Annotated in this window: 18 protein-coding genes; 14 read left to right on the top strand and 4 right to left on the bottom strand. The window is 74.4% G+C overall.

Going from position 1 to position 20,178, the window contains the following annotated elements; translation table 11 throughout:
* Positions 1-70 precede the first annotated feature (70 nt).
* Positions 71-454: a hypothetical protein gene (locus tag AC0ZLC_RS29840; RefSeq protein ID WP_476755053.1), complete on the bottom strand. Its 384-nt coding sequence runs from the start codon at positions 452-454 to the stop codon at positions 71-73.
* A gap of 409 nt (positions 455-863) precedes the next feature.
* On the opposite strand from AC0ZLC_RS29840, the gene AC0ZLC_RS29835 reads away from it, so the two are divergent.
* The 14 genes from AC0ZLC_RS29835 (at position 864) to ddaH (ending at position 16,611) form a co-directional block, all read left to right on the top strand.
* On the top strand, positions 864-2,060 hold the full coding sequence (locus tag AC0ZLC_RS29835; RefSeq protein ID WP_476755063.1) for an aminotransferase class V-fold PLP-dependent enzyme: 1,197 nt from the start codon (positions 864-866) through the stop codon (positions 2,058-2,060).
* Positions 2,061-2,718: 658 nt separating this feature from the next.
* On the top strand, positions 2,719-2,895 hold the full coding sequence (locus AC0ZLC_RS29830; protein ID WP_476755052.1) for a hypothetical protein: 177 nt from the start codon (positions 2,719-2,721) through the stop codon (positions 2,893-2,895).
* Between the two features lie 72 nt (positions 2,896-2,967).
* Positions 2,968-3,834 carry a JmjC domain-containing protein gene (locus AC0ZLC_RS29825; protein WP_476755051.1) on the top strand — a complete coding sequence of 289 codons (867 nt, stop codon included), beginning with the start codon at positions 2,968-2,970 and terminating at the stop codon, positions 3,832-3,834.
* The gene (locus AC0ZLC_RS29820; protein WP_476755050.1) at positions 3,834-4,919 is read left to right on the top strand and encodes a JmjC domain-containing protein; all 1,086 of its coding nucleotides are present in this window, start codon (positions 3,834-3,836) and stop codon (positions 4,917-4,919) included. Before AC0ZLC_RS29825 ends, AC0ZLC_RS29820 begins: the two co-directional genes overlap by 1 nt.
* Positions 4,916-6,109: a YcaO-like family protein gene (locus AC0ZLC_RS29815; RefSeq protein ID WP_476755049.1), complete on the top strand. Its 1,194-nt coding sequence runs from the start codon at positions 4,916-4,918 to the stop codon at positions 6,107-6,109. Before AC0ZLC_RS29820 ends, AC0ZLC_RS29815 begins: the two co-directional genes overlap by 4 nt.
* Positions 6,106-7,392, top strand: coding sequence for a TfuA-like protein (locus tag AC0ZLC_RS29810; protein ID WP_476755048.1), 1,287 nt, complete (start codon positions 6,106-6,108; stop codon positions 7,390-7,392). The genes AC0ZLC_RS29815 and AC0ZLC_RS29810 overlap by 4 nt, the downstream gene beginning before the upstream one ends.
* Entirely contained in the window at positions 7,389-9,401 is a 2,013-nt protein-coding gene (locus tag AC0ZLC_RS29805; RefSeq protein WP_476755047.1) for a S9 family peptidase, read from the top strand. Before AC0ZLC_RS29810 ends, AC0ZLC_RS29805 begins: the two co-directional genes overlap by 4 nt.
* Positions 9,398-10,318: an AAC(3) family N-acetyltransferase gene (locus AC0ZLC_RS29800; protein ID WP_476755046.1), complete on the top strand. Its 921-nt coding sequence runs from the start codon at positions 9,398-9,400 to the stop codon at positions 10,316-10,318. The genes AC0ZLC_RS29805 and AC0ZLC_RS29800 overlap by 4 nt, the downstream gene beginning before the upstream one ends.
* Positions 10,315-10,857, top strand: coding sequence for a GNAT family N-acetyltransferase (locus AC0ZLC_RS29795; protein WP_476755045.1), 543 nt, complete (start codon positions 10,315-10,317; stop codon positions 10,855-10,857). Before AC0ZLC_RS29800 ends, AC0ZLC_RS29795 begins: the two co-directional genes overlap by 4 nt.
* Positions 10,854-12,155: a M16 family metallopeptidase gene (locus AC0ZLC_RS29790; protein WP_476755044.1), complete on the top strand. Its 1,302-nt coding sequence runs from the start codon at positions 10,854-10,856 to the stop codon at positions 12,153-12,155. Before AC0ZLC_RS29795 ends, AC0ZLC_RS29790 begins: the two co-directional genes overlap by 4 nt.
* Entirely contained in the window at positions 12,152-13,453 is a 1,302-nt protein-coding gene (locus AC0ZLC_RS29785; protein WP_476755043.1) for a M16 family metallopeptidase, read from the top strand. Before AC0ZLC_RS29790 ends, AC0ZLC_RS29785 begins: the two co-directional genes overlap by 4 nt.
* A 49-nt stretch (positions 13,454-13,502) precedes the next feature.
* Positions 13,503-14,756 carry an MFS transporter gene (locus AC0ZLC_RS29780; protein WP_476755042.1) on the top strand — a complete coding sequence of 418 codons (1,254 nt, stop codon included), beginning with the start codon at positions 13,503-13,505 and terminating at the stop codon, positions 14,754-14,756.
* A gap of 211 nt (positions 14,757-14,967) precedes the next feature.
* Positions 14,968-15,429, top strand: coding sequence for a nuclear transport factor 2 family protein (locus AC0ZLC_RS29775; RefSeq protein WP_476755041.1), 462 nt, complete (start codon positions 14,968-14,970; stop codon positions 15,427-15,429).
* 333 nt (positions 15,430-15,762) lie between these two features.
* Positions 15,763-16,611, top strand: coding sequence for a dimethylargininase (ddaH, locus tag AC0ZLC_RS29770; RefSeq protein WP_476755040.1), 849 nt, complete (start codon positions 15,763-15,765; stop codon positions 16,609-16,611).
* A gap of 80 nt (positions 16,612-16,691) precedes the next feature.
* Here the strand turns inward: ddaH and AC0ZLC_RS29765 are convergent, their stop codons facing one another.
* The 3 genes from AC0ZLC_RS29765 to AC0ZLC_RS29755 all read right to left on the bottom strand — a co-directional run bounded on the left by AC0ZLC_RS29765 (position 16,692) and on the right by AC0ZLC_RS29755 (position 20,162).
* On the bottom strand, positions 16,692-17,096 hold the full coding sequence (locus AC0ZLC_RS29765; protein ID WP_476755039.1) for a hypothetical protein: 405 nt from the start codon (positions 17,094-17,096) through the stop codon (positions 16,692-16,694).
* A 296-nt stretch (positions 17,097-17,392) separates the two neighbouring features.
* Positions 17,393-18,301 (bottom strand): acetylglutamate kinase, encoded by a 909-nt coding sequence (gene argB, locus AC0ZLC_RS29760; RefSeq protein WP_476755038.1) that lies wholly within the window; start codon positions 18,299-18,301, stop codon positions 17,393-17,395.
* 490 nt (positions 18,302-18,791) lie between these two features.
* Positions 18,792-20,162 carry a lysine N(6)-hydroxylase/L-ornithine N(5)-oxygenase family protein gene (locus tag AC0ZLC_RS29755; protein WP_476755037.1) on the bottom strand — a complete coding sequence of 457 codons (1,371 nt, stop codon included), beginning with the start codon at positions 20,160-20,162 and terminating at the stop codon, positions 18,792-18,794.
* Between the last annotated feature and the right edge of the window lie 16 nt (positions 20,163-20,178).

The following is a 20,178-nucleotide window of genomic DNA, read 5'->3' as shown; positions in this document are numbered from 1 at the left end:
CGCCGAAGCCCCCGCGGCGGCACGGCGGCCGGCGGGGGCGTCACGAAGCGGGCACCGGGCCCGGGCGCGATCAGACGGAGGCGACCTCGGGGGCGCTGGGCCAGCCGATGTCACCGGCGGGGACGACCTTGGGGGCGGTGGGCCAGCCGATGTCACCGGCGGGGACGACCTTGGGGGCGGTGGGCCAGCCGATGTCACCGGCGGGGACGGCGGTGGGGGCGGTGGGCCAGCCGATGTCACCGGCCGGGGTGGCGGTGGCGGCCTTGGGCCAGCCGATGTCACCGGCCGGGGTGGCAGTGGGGGCGGTGGGCCAGCCGATGGAGTCCGCGACGGTGACCGTCCCCGGCGCCGTCGGCCGGCCGATCTCGTCCGCGGCACTGAAGGCGCCGGCGGTGGAGAAGGCGGCACCGGCGATGGCGGCGGCGGCGGTGGCGATCCGGGCGATGCGGTTCATGGCGGGCTCCTCGGTGTCAATTCCGTGTTCGCTGCTTGGCAACCTCTTGCCTAAAGATTGGCAAGCAATTCTCGTGAATTGGTGGGGAATAGGTGGAATTTCGCTCAAGATAGCCGTGATATGCACTCCAAAAGACCGGCACGCCACACTGAATTGCCTAAAAGAACCGCCTCTGAGCTGCGAAGATGCGCACCCTTGGCACAATTGCGGGCCCTTTGGCAACGCTCGGCAAACCCTGGAGAAGGGAGCCGGAAACGGCTGACTCCGGGGGCCGGCGGGCCCGTCCGCTAGAGCGCCGCCGGAGCCCATGTTGCCAATTGCCCTCCCGTGTGGGCAATGTATTGCCAAGCACGAGGCAACACATTGCCTCGATTGTTCTGGGGACGGGGGAGGACCGGAAGTGAACGCGATGTCCCATGGTGAGCGAAGGGTCCATCTGAACGCGGCCGGCGTCGGCCGCATGCCCGCGGCCGTCCTTGGGGTCCTCACCCGGTGGACCCGCTTCGAGGACCGGTACGGGCCCCTGGAGCTGGAGGAGCACCTCGACGGCGTCCTGCACGGGCAGATCCACGAACGGCTGGGCGCCCTGCTCGGCGCGCCGGCCGGCGACACCGCGGTGTGCACCGGCGCCGCCGACGCGTTCACCGCCGTCGTCTCCCGGCTCCCGCTCGGCCCGCGCGACCGGGTCTGGACCACCCCCTACGAGTCGGCCGCCCACCTCACCGCCCTCTACGCCCTGCGCGCCCGCACCCGCTGCCGGCTGGAGGTCGTACCGCTGCGCCCCGACGGGGACCTGGACCTGGAGTGGATGGCGCAGCACATCGGCGACGACGTCGCCCTGGTCTGCGTCCCCTACGTGGCTTCGGGCTGCGGCATCGTCAACCCCGTCGAGGACGTGGGCCGCCTCCTGGCCCCCTACCGGTGCCTGTACGCCGTCGACGCCTCCTACGCCGTGGGGCAGCTGCCCGTGGACGTCACCCGCATCGGCTGCCACCTGCTCACCGGCGACGGCTGGCGTTTTTTGCGCGGCCCCCAGCGCGTCGGGTTCGCCCATACGGCGCCCCGGCTGCGCCAGGCGCTGGCCCCGTGCGGCGGCCTGCCCCTCACGCCGCCGCACGGCGCCGCCGTCGCCGCGCTGAACACCGCCCTGGCCCAGCCCGCACCCCCACCCGCACCCGCGTGGGGGGAACTGGGGTCCCGGCTGCGGGCCGCCGTGCAGAACACCGCCGGCACCGAACTCATCGCCCCCGGCCGGGTCCAGTGCGCCATCGTCACCTTCCGGCACGAGGACCTGCCGGCCCACCTGGTGCGCCGCCGCCTCGCCGACCGCAAAGTCACCGTATGGAAGACCGTCGCCGCGCAGATGCCGCTGTACCTGCCCGGGCGCGGCATCGTCACCGCCGTCCGCGCCTCGGTCCACCACGACAGCCGCGCCGAGGACATCGACGTGTTCGCCGGCGCGCTCCAGGACGCGGTGGCACAGGGCAGTGCGCGCTCCGCCGGCGTGCCGCGCCCGCTGTTCGGCGCAGCGGCGCCGCCGCACGCAGTGCCGCTGGCGGCCGCGGCGCGATCCCGCGCCGGCGAGCGGACGCAGGACGGCATCTGACCCCCACCTGCACCCCGACCCCGGCTCCAGTCCCGGCCCGCCGACGCCGTACCCCGGCCCCGGCCTCCATCCCTGCCCCGGACCCGCGCCCGGCCTCCGGACCCGCGCCCGGCATCCGGTCCCGCTTTCCGATCCGGCCACCGGCCCCCGCCCGGTTCCGGCCCGCCCGCCGCCACACCCCGGCCCCGGCCTCGGCTTCCGGTCCCGGCCCCCGCGCTCGCGTCCCGCCCCCGCGCCCGGTTCCGGTCCCCGGCCCCGCACCCGGTCCCCGGCCCCGCACCCGGTCCCCGGCCCCGCACCCGGTCCCCGGCCCCGCACCCGGTCCCGGCGCCGTACCCCGGCCCGGGGTGCGGGTGGCTCGGGGCCTGCGGGCAGCGGGCGTTCACGAACAGACGCGCCAGGCGCCCGCCCTGCCCGGCGGCACCGGCCCGCACCGCACTGGGCGTACCGGCGGCACCGCCCGTACCGGGCCGGCATTGGCGGGACCGGGCGTACCGGCACCGGCGGCGCCCCCGTGTATCGGCCGCACCGTCCGCGTACAGGCCCGTATCGGCCGGGCTCCAGCCCGGCGCGAGGACCGCACTGGTGTGCTGCAAGGGCGCTGCTGTTGCCTCGGACAACGGCCACTGAACGGCAGTGGTTCTGAAGGAGGTTTCGCATGGCTCTCCGTGACGTATTCCAGTCCCTGAACGAGACCGACGCCGTTGCTTCTCCGGCCGAGTCCCGTCTCGCGGGCGAGGGCATCCTCGACCCGGAGAAGGCCGCCGTCCTCAGCAACAACGAGGAGGCCGCGGACGCCCCCATGACGGTCCTCAGCCAGATCAACGAGGCCTGACAGCACCACGCTGGGGGTTGCCCGGGAGCGCTCGGCTCCCGGGCGCCACGGACCGGGAAGGTTGGCATCCGCATGACCACAGCCACTCCTTGGCCTGCCGCCCTGACCGGCAGGCTTTTCGGGGACGCCGCCTGGGGCGTCTCGCACCGCGTCGAGAAGCAGGCCCTGGATCCCGCGGGCCTGCTCACCTGCGACGGCATCCGGCGCATGCTCGACGCCAGTCTCCTCAAGTGGCCCTACTTCACCCTGCTCAAGCACGGGGAAGTGCCCACCGTGTCCTCCTACACGGTCAAGCGGGACGTGATCGGGCACAAGGTCGGCGGATTCGCCGACCCGCGGGCCGTGGCCCGTCTCATGGCGGACGGCGCCTCCCTCAAGCTCAACCAGGTGGCGGACTGGCACCGGCCCACCCGCGACATCGCACGGCAGCTGGAGCAGCTCCTGCCCGTGGCGGCCAACTCCTACATCTTCTGGACGCCCCAGGAGTCGCGCGGCATGCTTCCCCACCGGGACGCCGCCCACGTCCTGGTCATCCAGCTCGAAGGCCGCAAGCAGTGGCACCTGTACGCGGAGCCCGGCCAGATCGGCGCGTCGGCGGGCCTGGACGTGGACGCCGCCCGTCCCACCCACGTCTTCACCCTGGAACCGGGCGACGTGCTGTATCTGCCGCACGGCTGGCCGCACGACGCCGTCGCCGCCGGCGGCGACTCCCTGCACCTGACGTTCACGCTCACCGAGCCGACCCCCGAGGACCTGGCCGACGCGCTCCTGCGGCGGTTCCTGGACGACGAGCACAACCTCGTGCACCACTTCCACACCCGCCGGCTCCCGGCCCGCACCAGCGAGGTCCGCTCGGCCCTGACCGAGCAGGCCAAGACGCTGGACGGCGCCCGCTGGGCGCGCACGGCGCTCGAGACGATGCGGGAGGCGATCGGCTGATGACCACCACGACCACCGAGATCCACGAGACCGCCCCGGCACCGCCCACCGGACCGGACCCGTCCGCCGGACACGACCCGGCGTCCAACGGCCCGGACCCGTCCGCCGGACACGACCCGGCGTCCAACGGCCCGGACCCGTCCGCCAGTTACGCCCCGGCGCCCGCCGGGCACGAGGTGTCCGCCGGGCACGAGGTGTCCGGGTACGGCGTGGTGCCCACCCGTCTGGAGCACCTGGTCGGCGACACCGACGCCTTCTTCCGCGACCACTGGGCCAACCAGCCCGTCCTGCTGCGCGCGCACAGCGACCTCGGCCGGCTCATCACCGAGCAGGAGATGTGGGACGAGGTCGAGTGCGGCCTGCTGTCCCGCCCCTACTTCACCGTCTTCAACGAGGGCGTGCGCACCGCGATCAGCGACATGACCCGCAAGCGCCGCGTCGTGGGCCACGAACTTCCCGGCTACATCGAACCCGAACGCATCCGCCAGGACTTCGCAGCCGGCGCCACCTTCAAGTTCAACCAGGCCGAGCACTGGCACCCGCGCATCCGCACCCTGGTCAAGGCCCTGGAGCCCCACTTCAGCGGCGGCCTGGAATCCTTCGTCTTCCTCAGCCCGCCCGGCAAGACCGCCATGCAGGCCCACACCGACGGCGCACACGTCTTCATCATGCAGGTCGCCGGCGTCAAGGACTGGGTGGTGGGCCGCATCGACGAGACCTCCACCAGCGACTCCACCCTGCACGAGGGGCCCATCCCCGACGAGCAGCGCATCGAGATGACCCTGCGCCCGGGCGACGTGCTGTACATGCCGCACGGCACCCCGCACTACGCCACCGCACGCCAGGGCAACTCCATCCACGTCGCCATCACCATCGAGGAACCCACCGCGCACAACCTCGCCGAGGTGATCCTCGCCGGCTTCCTCGGCGACCCGGCCTTCAAGGCCCTGCACGACCACCACCACCAGCACACCCTCGACCAGCGCACCGAACTGCTGCGCACAGCCCTGCTCGCCCACCTCGCCGCCGTGGACGAACAAGCGGTGACGCGGGCCGCCGTCACCCTGCGCAGGGAACACCGGTGACATGGCGCCAGGGCGCCCGCCGCGCCCCCTGGATGAGCGGCGGGGGACCCGCGGCCGTCACCGAGGGAACCCTGCGCACCACCACCCTCAACGACACCTGGGCCCGCCTCGCCCCGCAGCTGTCCGCCCGCGGCATCACCCGGGTCGCCGACCTCACCGGCCTGGACATCCTCGACGTCCCGGTGTGGACGGCGATCAGGCCCGCCGCCGCCACCCTGGTCGCCAGCGCCGGCAAAGGCATCTCACCCGACGCCGCCCGCATCTCCGCCGTCATGGAATCCCTCGAGGTCGCCGTCGCCGAACAGGCCCGCCCCGCCCGCGTCACCCGCGACAGCGCCCGCGCGCTCACCCCCGGCTACGAGGTCGGCGAGCTGTCCCTGCACCCCGTGTCACTGGCCGACCAGCGCACCGTCCTTGACTGGACCCCGGGCTGGGACCTGGCAGCGGGCCGGCCGGCCCTCGTCCCGGCCGCCGCGGTGGGACTGCGCGGCTGGGCCGCCGACCGCTGGCAGCCGGCCACCTTCGTCACCACCACCAACGGCCTCGCCTCCGGCAACGACCACGTCGAGGCCGCACTCCACGGACTGCTCGAAGCCGTCGAACGAGACGCCCTGGCCCGGCTGCGCGACGGCGACGCGACCGCCACCGACCTGGACACCGTCGGAGAACGGCTCGGCGCGGTCATCGCCCGCATCCACGCCGCCGGAGCCGACGTCGCCCTGGAACGCATCCCCTCGGTGCCCGGCACCTGGGCCTACACCTGCTGGCTCACCCAGCCCGAGATGTGGCAGATATTCGCCGGCTCCGGCTGCCACACCGACCCGGCCACCGCCGCCGAACGGGCCCTGCTGGAAGCCGTCCAGAGCCGCGGCTCCGCCATCAGCGGCGGACGCGACGACATCCCCGAGTGGACCTACCGCCGCCTGGCCGCCCCGCCCGGCCGGTCCCGCCCCACACCACGGCGCACCGAAGCGATGCCGCACACACCCCCGCCCCCCGCCACGCTCGGCCAGACGCTGGAAAACCTGGTCACCGCCGTGCACCGCACCACCGGCCGGCCCGTGATCGCCGTCGACCTCACCCCCGGCCGGCAGCCGTGGCCCGCCGTCGTCCAGATCTTCGCACCGGGCCTGGGACTCACCCTCCAGCACCCCCGCCCGCAGTCCCTCGCCAGCAGGAGCTTCGCGTGACCCCCCGCCGCATCGCCTTCGTCGGCCCGACCCTGCCCCCGCCCCAGCGGCCCGCGGGACCCTTCGAATACCGGCCGCCCGTACGCCACGGCGACCTCTTCGACCTGTGCCTGCGCCCCGGCGACCAGATACTGATCGTGGACGGCGTCTACCAGCACTTCGCGCCCGTCCGGCACAAGGAGATCCTCGCCCAGCTCGCCCGCGGCGTCCACGTCGCCGGCACCGCCAGCCTCGGCGCGCTGCGCGCCGCCGAACTGGCCGGCTTCGGCATGCAGGGCCTGGGCCACGTGTACGCCGAGGCCCGCGCCAAACGCCTGAACGCCGACGCCGACGTCGCCGTCCTGCACACCGACGACAGCGCCGGCGCCCGCCGGCTGACCGAGGCGATGGTCTGCGTACGGCACGCCCTGGCCGAACTGCTCGAGGCACAGCACCTGGACACCGGCCAGGCCACCCGCCTCGAACAGGCGGCCGCCCGCCTGCACTTCACCCAGCGCTCCGCCGCGGGACTGCGCCACGGCGCCGGAGCCGACCGCGCCGCCATGGACCTGCTCCTGGACCACCTGGCCCGGCACGGCGACATCAAGACCCGCGACGCCCGCCACGCCCTGGACACCCTGGCCGCCCACCCCGTACCGCCCCCCGCCGCCCCCGGCACCGCCGACGCCTGGCCCAGCTCCTACGGCCGGGAATGGGACTTCGAACACCGCCCCCTCAAGCCCGGCTCCGCCGTCAGCGCCCGCCTCGCCCTGGCCTGCCTGCAGCTGTTCGCCGCCGACTTCCCCGACCGGCACCGCGCCTACACCCTGCGCCTGGCCGCCACCACCATCACCGGCGGCGGCGGTACCGCCACCGCGGGGCAGGTCCTCAGCGCCGCCGGTTTCGCCCCCGCCCCCCGCCCCGACGCCCAGCTGGCCCGCGCCACCGAGGCCACCACCGCCTGGAGCACCGACGAACGGCTCCTGGCCCGCACCTTCCGCCTGCCGCCCGGCCGCCTCGTCTACCAGGACCTGCCCGCCGAAGCAGTCACCGGCACCACCCTGGACGAACTGGAGGAGCGCTGCCTGCGGCTGCTGCTGCCGCCCGGCGCGCAGCCCGCCCCCACCGCACACCGGCACGCCCTGCTGCGCGAACTGTGGCAGGCCGGATCGGACCACGAGTACCGGCTGTGCGCGCTGGAACGCGGCTTCCGCGACAGCGCCGAAGCCGCCCGCCTGGCCGCAACCTTCGACCTCACCCTGGTCGCCCGGCTCCTGCACGCCCCGGCGGCGGCAGCCCGATGACCCCCACCCCGCCGCCCGCCACCCCCCTGACCGACGCGCCGGCCCAGGCGCCGGCCCAGGCGCCGGCCGAGTCGCCGGCCGAGTCGCCGGCCGAGTCGCTGGCCGAGTCGCTGTGCAGCGAACCACGCCCCACCGAGGTGGCGGCCTACGGCGACGACGGACTGCTGCTGCGCGTGGACGTCCCCACCCGGCACGGCGCCGAGCAGCCGCACCTGCTGCACTACCGGCGCCGCCCGGACGGCAGCTGGGAACACACCTGGACGATGCCCTGGGGCACAAAGGCGCTTCCCGTGCCGGGCGGCTACGTGTGCGTGCGCCGCGAGCAGGGACGCACCCTGGTGGTGCGGCGCCGGGCCGACGGCGGCGGGGAACAGGTCCTGCTGAGCGTCCAGGGACAGGTCGCCGCCCTCGCCCCCCGCCCGGACGGCACCTCCATCGCCGTCACCGCCACCACCTTCGGCGGGCCCGGAGAACACCCCCAGAACCTGCTGACGGGCTCCGACGCCGTCTGGGCCAAGGGCAGCGACATGACCCTCAGCCACGCCAAACAGCCCCAGGGCGACTGGCACCTGCACCTGCTGCCGCTGGACGGCAGCGCCCCGCACCGGCTCACCCCCGCCCTCCCCGCCGGCCTCGCCCTCACCGGCGAGGCGGCCTGGGCCACAGCGGCCACCCTGCTCCTGGGAGCCCAGCGCCACCACCGCCACGGCCTGCGCAACTTCGGACTGCTGGCCCTGAACGTCCAGGACGGCGACCAGGACGGCGACCAGGACGGCGACACGGCCGGTGAACTGTTCTGCGACACCCTCGACCTGTGCTACCCCGTCCAGGGCCCCGGCGGGCAGGTCGCCTACCTCGCCACCACCCGGCGCCACGACAACGAACCCGTCACCCAGTTCGCCTGCCTGGTCGGCGCACACCTGCACCAGCCCGCCCTGCTGGCCGCCGAGAACGGCCTGTGGCAGCGCCCGGCCGGCTGGGACGGACCACGCCGGCTGGTGTGCACCGCCGAGTCCGGACCCCGCCGCGGCCTGTACGTCCACGACCTGGACCACGCCACCTGGCGGCCGGTGCCGCTGCGGGCGTCGGTGATGAACGCCCGCATCCACACCGGCCGGGCCGCCGTCCTCACCTCCGCCCCCGACACCGCGCCCGCGCTGGAGGTGAGCACCCTGGACACCGGCACCGCCGAACACGTCGTGTCCGCCCACACGCCACCGCTGCCGGGCCGCCTGCACCACCGGCCCCAGCACATCCCCGGCACCCACGGCGAGGTCGCCAGCTGGGTGTGCCTGCCCAAGGACACCCCGCCCCGCGCCACCGTCGTCCTCTACCACGGCGGCCCGTTCAACAGCTGGAGCGAATGGTCCTGGCGCTGGAACCCCTGGCCGTTCGTCGCCTGCGGCTTCGCCGTCGTCCTGGTCGAACCGCCGATGAGCCTCGGCTACCCCGACGCCGTACGCACCGGCTGGCGCCAGTGGCGCGGCGGAACCGCCGCCTGCGCCGCCGCCCAGGTCGAGGCGGTCCGCGCCGCCGAGGGCCTGCTGGACTCCCCACTGGCCCTGATGGGCGGCAGCTTCGGCGGCTACCTGGCCCTGACCACCGCCGAACTCCTCAACCCCGACCTGGTCGTCACCCACGGCGCACCCCTGGACCTCACCCAGGTCGCCGAGGGCAGCGACGTGGGCTGGCAGTGGATCCGCGAATTCGGGGACCCCACCGAACGGCGCCCGCTCTACCAGCTCAACAGCCTCGCCGCACGCCCCGTACGGCCCGGCACCCGGGTCCTGCTCTCGCACGGACTGCACGACGGCCTCGTACCGCCCACCGAGACCCTGCGCACCCACCGCGCACTCGCCCGCCAGGGCGTGCGCAGCGAAGTGGCGTTCTTCCGCTCCGAGGCACACCCCCTCAGCCGGCCCGGCAACATCCATGCCTGGTACCGCTGGGTCCTGTCGGCCGCCGCCGACGAACTCACCCCCACCACCCCCGCACAGGCGGCATCATGACCGCCCGGCACGTCATCACCAGATCCGCACTCGCCCACAGCCTGACGAACCTGGGCATCCGCCCCGGCACCACCGTCCTGACCCACACCTCACTCAGCTCCTTCGGCTACGTCGTCGGCGGCGCCCACAGCGTCCTGCTCGCCCTGCGCGACACCCTGGGCCCCCAGGGCACCCTCGTCATGCCCGCCTTCACCCCCCAGCTGTCCCACCCCCGCACCTGGCGCGCCCCCGACCTCGCCCACGCCGCCGCCGACCCGGACACCGCCGCCCAGATGCCCCCCTTCGACCCACGGCGCACCCCCGCCGCCCGCACCATGGGCGCCCTGCCCGAACTCCTTCGCACCCAGCCCGCCGCCCACCGCTCCACCCACCCCCACGTCTCCTTCACCGCCCAGGGCCCCCTCGCCCAACACATCGTGCGCCACCACCCCCACCCCTGGCGGCTCGCCGCCCACGGCCCCCTGGGCCGGCTGTGGGACCTGAAGGCCACCGTGCTGATGCTCGGCACCCCCTGGCACAAATGCACCGCCCTGCACCTGGCCGAGTACGCCACCGCCTACCCCGGCCGGCGCGCCGGCCTGTGGGCGGTGCCCACCCCCCGCACACCCGGCCGCACCCACTGGCAGGAGATACCCGAACTCCTCGTATGGGAAGGCGACTTCGACGCCCTGGGCGCCGCCTACGAAGCCACCGCCGGCCCCCTGGCCACCACCCGCGTCGCCGGCGCCCTGTGCCGGGCCGTACCCCTGCGCGACCTGGTGCGCTTCGCCTGCCGCTGGCTGGCCGGCCACCGCGACCTGCGCCGCGCACTGACACCCCCCGGCTGGCGCGCGGTCACCGACGCCCCCGCCCCGCTGCCCGCCGGACACCTCGGCGCGGCACACCCCCACACGCCGCACAAGGAGCCCACCCCATGAACGCCGAGGTGTCCCTGCGGCCCGTCACCCCCGGCGACCTCGACCTCTTCGAGCGGGAGTTCGCCACCCCCGAGGGCACCGGCCCCTACCAGTGGTTCGGCTTCACCCCCGCCCACCGGCTGCGCGCCCGCTTCGCCGACAACGCACTCCTGGGACCCGACGGCGGCACCCTCACCGTCACCGCCGACGGCGCGCCCGCGGGCCGCGTCGAATGGTTTCCCGCCGCCTGGGGACGCCCCGACACCTCCTCCTGCTGGACCATCGCCATCGGCCTGTTCCCCGCCTGCCGCGGCCGCGGCACCGGCACCGCCGCCCAGCACCACCTGACCCGCTACCTCTTCGCCCACACCCGCGCCGAACGCATCCAGGCCTGGACCGACCACGCCAACCTCGCCGAACAGCGAGCCCTGGAAAAAGCCGGCTTCACCCGCGAGGGCACCCTGCGCAGCGCCCAGTGGCGGGCCGGCCGCTGGCACGACCAGATCCTGTACTCGGTGCTGCGCACCGACACCCCCCTGCCGGACCAGGAGCCCCGATGAGCGAGCAGCCCACCACCCTGCGCCTGGACAACGGCCTGCGCGTCCTGCTGCAGCCGCTGCCCGGCTGCCAGGTCGTCGCCACCTGCCTGCACGTCGGCACCGGATTCCGCAACGAACCGGCCGCCGGCGCAGCCCACCTCCTCGAACACGTCCTGGCCCAGGGCGCCTCCAGCAGCAGACCCCTCACCGACGCCGTGGCCGCCACCGGCGGCATGACCAACGCACGCACCGCGGCCGACTACACCCAGTACACCGCCGTCCTGCCGGCCGGCGCACTGGACCTGGGACTGCGCATCGAACACGAAAGGCTCAGCGACCCCGACCTGGGAGCCGGCCACGTCACGGCACAGATCGCCGTCGTCCAGGCCGAGATACGCCGCAACATGCTCCAGCGCCCGCACGGCGGACTGGTCCTGTTCGACCTGCCCGCCCTGCTCCACGACACCTGGCACAACCGGCACAACGGATACGGCGACATCGACGCCCTCCAGGACCTCCACCCCGCCGCCCTGCGGCACTTCTTCGACGAGTCCTACGCACCCGCCAACGTGCACCTCGCCCTCGTCGGCGACTTCGAGACCGCCCACGCCCGCGACCTGGTGCACCAGCGCCTGTCCCCGCTGCCCCCACGCACCCACCGCACCCGCCCCCACCTCCCCGAGCAGCCGCTCACCGCCGACCGCCGGGCCCCGCGCACCGAACGCATCGCCCGCACCGCCCGCACCGCCCTGGGCTTTCGCACCCCGGACCCGGCCACCGACCCCGGCGCCCACCTCGCCGCCGTCCTGCTCGGCGAACTGCTGGAAACCCGCGGCACCCACTGCGCCTGCCACCCCCCGGCCCAGCGCACCTGGGGCGCCTTCCGCACCCGCGCCCACCGCACCGGCAACCCCTTCGACGTCGCCCGCGACGCCCTGTTCGCCGTGGACTTCCCCCACCCCGCCGACACCGACCCCGACCAGGGCGAACACTGCCTGCGCTCCGTCCTTCACGCCATCGCCCGGGGCACCGTGCCGCTCACCGCACCCCTGGCCCGCATCCGCAGACAGCTCGCCCTGGCCCTGCACGCCGAACTGGACTCCGTGGCAAGCCAGGCGTCCTGGCTGTGCGTGGGCGCCGCCGTCCACGGCGACCCGCTCCACCTGGCCGCCCTGCCCGACGCCCTGCACCGGCTCGCCGACACCGAGGTGGCCGCCGCCGCACACCGCTACGCCACCGCCCCCGCCGCCCGCATCACCAGCCTGCCCGCCCCCACCACACGCACACCAGCCCCGGGCCGGACAGGAGCCGCCGCATGAGCACCCCCACCCCCACCACACCCGCACCCGCACCCTGCTTCACCGCACCCCCGCACCTGGAAAGCAGCACCGCCCGCGGCACCGCCGTCGCCCTGCGGCGCCCCGGAACCGGCCAACTCGCCGAAGCCAGGCTGCTGTTCCCGCTGACCCCGGCACCCGGCCCGCACCAGGCCCGCGTCGAGGTACTGGCCGAAGCCCTGCGCGAGGCCCTCACCGAAGCCGCCGCGGACCTGGCGACCGTACGGGTGGAGACACGCAGCGACCGCGCCGTCATCGCCGTACGCACCTTCGCCGACGACTTCACCGCCGCCTGCGCCCGCATCCGCGACTGCCTCGACACCGGCCGCCCCCACCAGACCCGCCGGGTACGCGAGGCCGCCGGCCGCGTCGCACAGCGCCTGACCGCCGCCCGGGCCGCACCCGCCCACCTGGCCCGCACCCACTTCCTCACCGCCGTCTACGGCCCCCACCCCTACGGCCGCGCCGCCACCGCCGCCCAGAGCGCCGACGTCCACGGCCCGCACACCGCGGCGCTGCTGCACGGCACGGACCCCGCCCGCCGCAGCAGCGTCACCGTGGGCCCCGGCCCCGCCGAAGACCTCCTGGCCCAGGCCCTGGCCCTGCTGCCCGAAACCGGCGCCACCCGCCCCAGCCCACCGCCCGACCCCGGCCCACCCCCGCCCGCCCCAGGGCCGCCTGACGCCGGCCCGCGCACCACCGTCCTGCACCCCGACACCCCGCAGACCCTGCTGCGCCTGGGCACCCTGGTCCCCGGCCGCGGCCACCACGACTACCCGGCACTGCAACTGGCCGTACTCATGCTCGGCGGCTACTACGCCAGCCGCCTCACCCGCGTCCTGCGCGAACGCGAAGGCCTCGCCTACGCGCCGCGCGCCGTCCTTGACCCCCTGGGCACCGGCGCCGTACTGACCGTGGAAGCCGACGTACGCCACGACGGCGCCGCCCGCGCCCTCGCCCTCATCACCCAGGAGACCCAGCGCCTGGCACAGGGCGCCTTCACCGCCCGCGAACTGCACAACGCCCAGAACTACGCCGTCGGTTCCATGGCGATGGCCTGCTCCTCCCGCTCCGGGCTGGCCTCCACCTACGCCGCCGTGCTGGCCGGCGGCCTGCCCGCGACCTGGCCGGCCGGCTACGAGGACCGGCTGCGCTCCCTGAGCGCGCACGAGGTGGCCCGCGCCGCCGCCGCCCACCTGGCCCCGCCCGGCCTCAGCACGGTGGCCGTCGCTCCCGCCTGGACCCCCGGCCTCCCGCCGCCCGCCCGCAACGGCACCTGAGCGCCCGGCCGGACGCCACCGCACCGCAACCGACGACGAGGGACCCACCATGGTGAAAACGTTCATCGAGCGCACGTTCTCGTCCCTGCGCGGACCGGCCAGGACGCTCGGCGCGCTGCACTTCGCCGACAGCCTCGGCAACGGCCTGTTCATGGCCGGCTCCGCGGTCTACTTCGTCACCGTCGCCCACCTGCCCGCCACCGTCGTCGGCCTCGGGCTCTCCCTCGCCGGCCTCAGCGGCTTCGCCGCCGGCCTGGTCTTCGGCCGGCTGACCGACAAGGCGGGCGCCCGGCGCCTGCTCAGCGTCCTGCTGCTCCTGCTGGCCGGCGCCTACGCCCTCTACCCGGCCGTGCACTCACCCGCCGCCTACTTCCCCGTGGTCATCGTCACCGGCGCCCTGGAATACGGCTGCGGACCCGCCTTCGGCGCCCTGATCGCCGACCTGGTCCCCGAGGGGGAACGCGTCACCGCCCGGGCGGCACTGCGCTCCCTGTTCAACGCCGGCTTCTCGGCCGGCGCGCTGGCGGCCGCCGCGCTGATCGCCCTGGGCACGGACGCCCTGAGCCTGCTCCCGCTCGGCAACGGCCTGACCTTCCTGCTGGCGGCCGCCCTGGTGCTGAAACTGCCCGTGACCGGTGCCCGGGCCGCCGCCGGCCCCGGCAGAGCCTTCGGTGTCCTGCGCGACCTGCCCTTCCTCGCCGTCATCGGCGCCTCCAGCCTGCTCGCCCTGCACAGCGCGGTCCTGCTCGCCGGGATCCCGCTGTGGATCGTCCAGAACACCGCGCTGCCGCACGGCACCGTCCCGCTGATCCTCGCCGTCAACACCGTCCTGGTGGTCCTCTTCCAGGTCGCGGCGGCCCGCGGCTCGGAGAACCTGGACGGCGCCGTCGCCGCGGGCCGCAGAGCGGGACTGGTGAGCGTCCTGGCCTGCGCCGTCCTGGCGGCGGGCCAACTCACCGGATCCTTCGCCACCGGCGCGCTCGCCCTCGCCGCGGTCCTGCTGTTCACCCTCGCCGAACTGTGGCAGTCCGCCAGCGGCTTCGGCCTCGGCTTCGCCCTGGCCCCCGAACACGCCCGCGGCGAATACCTCGGCGCCTTCCACCTGCACGTGGTCATCCAGGCCACCCTCGGCCCCGCCCTGGTCTGCTTCCTGGCCGTGGGCCACGGCCCGCTGGGCTGGCTGGCCCTGGCAGCCCTCTTCCTGGCCGGCACGGCCGCCCTCGGCCCCTCGGTCACCCGGGCCCGCCGCGCCCTGCCCGCACAGCACCGCGAACCCGCCCCCCAGCCCCGCGCAGCCGCCTGAGGCGGGCAGCGGACAGCCACCGCCGGCCCCGTGCCGCCGGGCGCCGCAGCGGGCCGCGGCGACAGCACTTGAGGGGTATGCGAAAGATGCTCGATCCAGGACGCGGAGACTGCCCCCTGCCGAGTCCGGATTCCCTCACGCGGGTTCCCCGGCGTCCCTCACCACCCCCGTGGACACGACCTGGCCACGGACAAAAGCGGAGGCTGAGATCATGACCGTCGAGCTGGCGCACAGCACCCCACACGCCTGGCCCGGCCAGGAGTTCGCCGCCCTGTACGCGCAGGCGCAGCACTTCTACGCCCACCAGATGCAGCTCCTGGACACACACGACACCCACTCCCTGGCGGCCACCTTCACCAAGGACGCCGTCCTCGAACTGCCCTTCCTGCCCGCACCGGTGGCTGCCCGCACCGGGCTCGCCCGCTACGAGCGCGCCGGCGCGGCACGGCTGCGGCAGGCCGGGGCCCGCCTCCACCACTGGGTCGGCATGCTCGACGTGCGGCCCCGGCCCGAGGGGACCCTGCACACCCGCTGCTCGGCCCTGGTGCACACCACGCCCCTCAGGGGCAGCTCCAAGGTCCTGTACGTGTGCGTCATGCAGGACGTCCTGGTCCGCACCCGCGGCACCTGGCGCACCGCGCACCGCCGGGTGACCCGCGACGACCTGACCTGACCTGACCTGAACGGCGGGGGCCCCGCCCGGCGCCCGGTGGCGTGAGGTGGAACGCCGCTCCAGCTGAACTCGAAGTTCCGCACCACGCACGGGACGCGCAGCCGCGCCCCTGCCTACAGTGGCCGTGCTCATCACCTCCCTGTCCGCGCCCGCCTGCCGTCACCCGACGAGGGCGGGCGCGTCGACCCACGGGGGAGCGGGCGCGCACCGCGCCCGGCACCCCCCGCGCCCGGACCAGAGCCCGTTCGCGGGCCCGGGCGGCCCGCCCGGCACACCCCGCCGCGCCGGGCCCGCCCCTGCCTCTCCCACCAAGAACACAAGGAGGAACCCGCCGTGGCCGCCCACCCCGACACCGTCGACGAACAGGCTCCCCGCACGGCACGCAGGGCGGTCGCGCACCGCCTGCTGATGTGCCCCCCGCAGTACTTCGACGTGACCTACCGCATCAACCCGTGGATGAACCCGCACAAGCCGACGGACGCCGGGACGGCCCTGCTGCAGTGGGAGCAGCTGCGGGAGCTGTATCTCTCGCTCGGGCACACCGTCGAGGTCATCGAGCCGATCGAGGGCCTGCCGGACATGGTGTTCGCCGCCAACGGCGCCACCGTGGTGGACGGCAAGGTGCTCGGCGCCCGGTTCCGGCACCGGGAGCGCACCGCGGAGGGCCCGGCCTACCTCGACTGGTTCGCGCAGGGCGGCTTCACCGACCTGCTGTGGCCCGAGCACATCAACGAGGGCGAGGGCGACTACCTGCGCGTGGGGCGCCGGATGCTGGCCGGCACCGGCTTTCGCACCGACCCCCGCTCGCACGCCGAGGCCCAGGAGTTCTTCGGCCTGCCCGTGACCGGCCTGACCCTGGTCGACCCCGACTTCTACCACCTGGACACGGCGCTGGCGGTGCTCTCCCCGGACGAGGTCATGTACTACCCGGCGGCCTTCAGCCCCGGCAGCCGGGCGGTGCTGCGGGAGATGTTCCCCGACGCGATCCTCGCCCGCGCCCAGGACGCCGCGGTGTTCGGCCTCAACGCCTTCAGCGACGGCCTCAACGTGCTGCTGCCCCAGGCGGCCACCGGGCTCATCGCCCAGCTCAAGGAACGCGGCTTCAACCCGGTCGGGGTGAGCCTGGGGGAGCTGCTCAAGGCCGGCGGCAGCGTCAAGTGCTGCACGCTCGCACTGTCCTGACACCCCGCCGCCGCGGCCACCGCCGGGCACGGTGCCGCGCGCCTCGGCCGGCGGGGCCGGGGACGGCCCCGCCCGCCGCTTCAGGGCAGGCTGGTGAACGCGGCGAACAGGTCGTCGAGTTCGTGCGTGTGCACGGTCAGCGACTGGGGGGTCAGCGCCGCCGCGTCCAGGGCGGCCAGCACGGCCCGCAGGGTCTGCACGCCGGCGTCGCCGGGGATCTGCAGGGTGAGCGTGACAAGGTCACAGCTCGCCTCGCCGAGCCCGGGGTGCGCGAGGGCCCCGAACACGGCGCCCGCCCGTTCGAGGGTGAGCGCGTCGGCGAACCGCATACGGATGAGGGCATCGGGCGGATCACTGCGCGGCGCCGCCCGCAAGACGGGATCACCCGGCCCCGACACCGCGGCCGGCTCGGCCGGCTCGGCCTGACGGTACGCCGGCAGGACGCTCAGGTGCGCGGCCGGCTCGTTCGCCGCGGGCGGGGGCATCCCGGTTCCGGGCCGGGAATCCAGCAGGACGAGCCGGGCCCGGGGCGTAAGGGACGCAGCCGGACAGCCGGCCGCCTCCCCGTCCGGGCCGGCCGCCGCGGAGGGCGGCGGGGTGTCACCGCGCCCGCCGGGCGGGACGGATGACGGCGGGGTGTCACCGCGCCCGCCGGGCGGGGCGGGGTACCAGGGGGTGTGGGTCACGGGCACTGCCCTCGCCTTCGCCGGAGTGTGGTCGTGCGGGTGCCGCCGTCCCGGCGGCGGCCGCCAGGACACGACCGCTGCAGCCGGTGCCTCGTTCACGCCAGGACCTCGGCCTCGTGCGGGTCCGGCACGATCACCGTGCCGGTGCCGTCGTCGGTGAACATCTGCAGGAGGACCGCGTGCGGGATCCGGCCGTCGATGACCTGGGCCGCGCCCACGCCGCCGCGCACGGCGTGCAGGCAGCCGGTCATCTTGGGGACCATGCCCTCGCTCAGCTCCGGCAGCAGCTTTTCCAGCTCGCCGGCCGTCAGCCGCCCGATGACCTCCTCACTGTGCGGCCAGCCCGCGTACAGGCCCGCGACGTCGGTCAGCATGACGAGCGCCTCGGCGCGCAGGGCGGCCGCCAGTGCCGCTGCCACGGTGTCGGCGTTGACGTTGTAGACCGCGCCGTCCTCGGCGCTGCGGGCGAGGGGTGAGACCACCGGGATCCGGCCGTCGGCCAGCAGGCTGTCAAGGGCGCCGGTGTCCACGCCGGTGATGTCGCCGACCCGGCCGACGTCCACCGGTTCCCCGTCGATCCACGGCACGTGCCGCACCGCGGTCAGGGTGTCCGCGTCCTCGCCGGTCATGCCGACGGCGAGCGGGCCGAAGCGGTTGATCAGCCCGACCAGTTCGCGCTGCACCTGCCCGGCCAGGACCATGCGCACCACGTCCATCGCGGGCGGCGAGGTGACTCTGAGCCCGCCCCTGAACTCGCGCGCCAGGCCGCGCCGTGCGAGCTCGGCATCGATCTGGGGGCCTCCTCCGTGCACCACCACGGGCCGCAGCCCCGCGTAGCGCAGGAAGACCACGTCGCGGGCGAAGGCCGCCGTCAGGTCCTCGTCGACCATGGCGTGGCCGCCCAGCTTGATGACGACCGTGCGGCCCTGGTGGCGGGCCAGCCACGGCAGGGCGTCGCCGATGGACCGGGCCTTGGCCAGCGCCGGGTGCACCCCGGCGCTCACCACGACCTCGCACGCCGGGCAACGAGGCCGCCGGCCGGGCAGTTGGCGCTCATGGGAACGACTCCTTCTGGTGGGGGCCGGGCCACGGGCCGGGCCCTGATGACCGGTGGACATGCGCTTGAACACCGCACGAGAACACTTGGCCGGGATGCGGGCTCTTGGGAAGGTGAACACCTGCCGGTTCGGGCATCGGCTGTGCCGTCATCATGGCGCGCGGACGAGGGCCGGCGGAACACCGATTCCCGTCAACCCGCCCCCGGCGGCGACTGCTTTCCTGCCTTTTCGACACCGCCGACTTTCCTCCCCTGACGGATGTCCCATTCCCCGCTCGAAAACGGGTCGCGGGCGGCTCGAGGGGGAGTGGAATACCAGGGGCCGCACGGGACGGGATGAACGGCGCGCGGTGTGAAACCGCCGTTGCGGAAACCGCCGTGGGGTGGGCTGCGGTGCTGCGGCGACAGCAGCCGCAGCCCACCCCGTGGTGTGCCTCTCAGGCGGCCGAGGACGCGATTTCGGCGACGTCGGCGACGTCGACGGCGCGGCTGCTGTCCAGCTCCCGCTCGGCGCGCCGCAGCACGATGGAGTCGGCGATCTCGCCGCTGCGCACCGCGATGTTCGACAGCAGGGCCGAGGACAGGCCGTGGCTGTGCTCGGTGCCGCCCTGGAGGTAGACGCCGCAGGCGGGCCCCGATGCGGCGACGAGGCGGTAGTCGCGGGTGATGCGGTGCCTGCCGACCTCGTCGCGCTCGAAGTTCTCATCGAAGTCGCCGAGCAGGCGGGCCGGGTCCAGGCCGTCGTAGCCGGTGGCGAACACCAGCGCGTCGACGGCCAGTTCCTCCCTGCGGTCGTCGAGCAGCGAGTGCAGGAGAACCCGCGTCGTGTCGCCGGCCTGCTGGATCTCGGCGACCCGGGTGAGGTTGCGGAAGTGCAGCCGCTGGCTGCCGCGCACCTGCTCGTCGTACGAGCGCTGGTACAGGGCGCGGATGACGTCCGCGTCGACCACCGAGTAGTTGGTGTTGCGGTGGTAGCGCCAGAACGAGTCCCGGGCCCGCTCGGTGCCGAAGTAGTACTGGTCGACCGCGCTGGGGTCGAACACCTGGTTGGCGAAGGGGGTGTCGTCGGCCACGGAGTAGCCGTAGGAGGGGATGACCGCGCTGACCTCGGCGTGCGGCAGCGAGTCGTAGAGGAACCGGGTGATCTCGGCCGCGCTCTGGCCGGCGCCGACCACCGCCACGCTCTTGAGGTCGCCCGGGGCCTGGGCGTTGAAGCGGCTCAGGAACTGCGAGCTGTGCCACACCCGTTCGCTGCCGCTCACGCCCTCGGGCAGGCGCGGAACCAGGCCCGTGGAGACGACCACGTTGCGGGTGGTGACCACGCTGGTGGTGCCGTCGCCGGCGCGCACCTCGATCTGCAGGAGGTCGGAGGTGCGCGCCCCGGCCCCGGCGGCGGGCCGGATGGAGGTGACCTCGGCGCCGTAGGTGACCCGGTCGTCGAGACCGGCGGCCGCCCACTCCAGGTACTGGTGGAATTCCTGCCGGGTCGGGAAGAAGTCCTGGTTGTTCACGAACTGCACCAGCCGGTTCGAGGCGTGCAGATATGAGACGAAGCTGTACCGGGACGCCGGATTCCTGAAGGTCGCCAGGTCCTTGAGGAAGGAGATCTGCATCGTCGTCGACGGCAGCAGCATGTTCCGGTGCCAGCCGAACGTGGGCTGCCGCTCGAAGAAGTGGCACTTGATCGAATGCTGCGGAGAGCTCGCTTCGTGTTCCTCCAGCGCGATCGCGAGCGACATGTTGGACGGGCCGAACCCGATACCGACCACGTCGTAGATTTCTTGGCTGGGCCTACCCGTTATGTCCATAGAAAATTCTCCCGCT

The sequence above is a fragment of the Streptomyces sp. GLSS-08 genome (assembly GCF_056387915.1).
This window is presented reverse-complemented; position numbering and strand designations above follow the sequence as displayed.

Coding starts and splice junctions, on each gene's coding strand:
- AC0ZLC_RS29840 (WP_476755053.1), bottom strand. CDS start 454: ATGAACCGCATCGCCCGGATCGCCACCGCCGCCGCCGCCATCGCCGGT.
- AC0ZLC_RS29835 (WP_476755063.1), top strand. CDS start 864: ATGTCCCATGGTGAGCGAAGGGTCCATCTGAACGCGGCCGGCGTCGGC.
- AC0ZLC_RS29830 (WP_476755052.1), top strand. CDS start 2,719: ATGGCTCTCCGTGACGTATTCCAGTCCCTGAACGAGACCGACGCCGTT.
- AC0ZLC_RS29825 (WP_476755051.1), top strand. CDS start 2,968: ATGACCACAGCCACTCCTTGGCCTGCCGCCCTGACCGGCAGGCTTTTC.
- AC0ZLC_RS29820 (WP_476755050.1), top strand. CDS start 3,834: ATGACCACCACGACCACCGAGATCCACGAGACCGCCCCGGCACCGCCC.
- AC0ZLC_RS29805 (WP_476755047.1), top strand. CDS start 7,389: ATGACCCCCACCCCGCCGCCCGCCACCCCCCTGACCGACGCGCCGGCC.
- AC0ZLC_RS29800 (WP_476755046.1), top strand. CDS start 9,398: ATGACCGCCCGGCACGTCATCACCAGATCCGCACTCGCCCACAGCCTG.
- AC0ZLC_RS29795 (WP_476755045.1), top strand. CDS start 10,315: ATGAACGCCGAGGTGTCCCTGCGGCCCGTCACCCCCGGCGACCTCGAC.
- AC0ZLC_RS29790 (WP_476755044.1), top strand. CDS start 10,854: ATGAGCGAGCAGCCCACCACCCTGCGCCTGGACAACGGCCTGCGCGTC.
- AC0ZLC_RS29785 (WP_476755043.1), top strand. CDS start 12,152: ATGAGCACCCCCACCCCCACCACACCCGCACCCGCACCCTGCTTCACC.
- AC0ZLC_RS29780 (WP_476755042.1), top strand. CDS start 13,503: ATGGTGAAAACGTTCATCGAGCGCACGTTCTCGTCCCTGCGCGGACCG.
- AC0ZLC_RS29775 (WP_476755041.1), top strand. CDS start 14,968: ATGACCGTCGAGCTGGCGCACAGCACCCCACACGCCTGGCCCGGCCAG.
- AC0ZLC_RS29765 (WP_476755039.1), bottom strand. CDS start 17,096: ATGCCCCCGCCCGCGGCGAACGAGCCGGCCGCGCACCTGAGCGTCCTG.
- AC0ZLC_RS29755 (WP_476755037.1), bottom strand. CDS start 20,162: ATGGACATAACGGGTAGGCCCAGCCAAGAAATCTACGACGTGGTCGGT.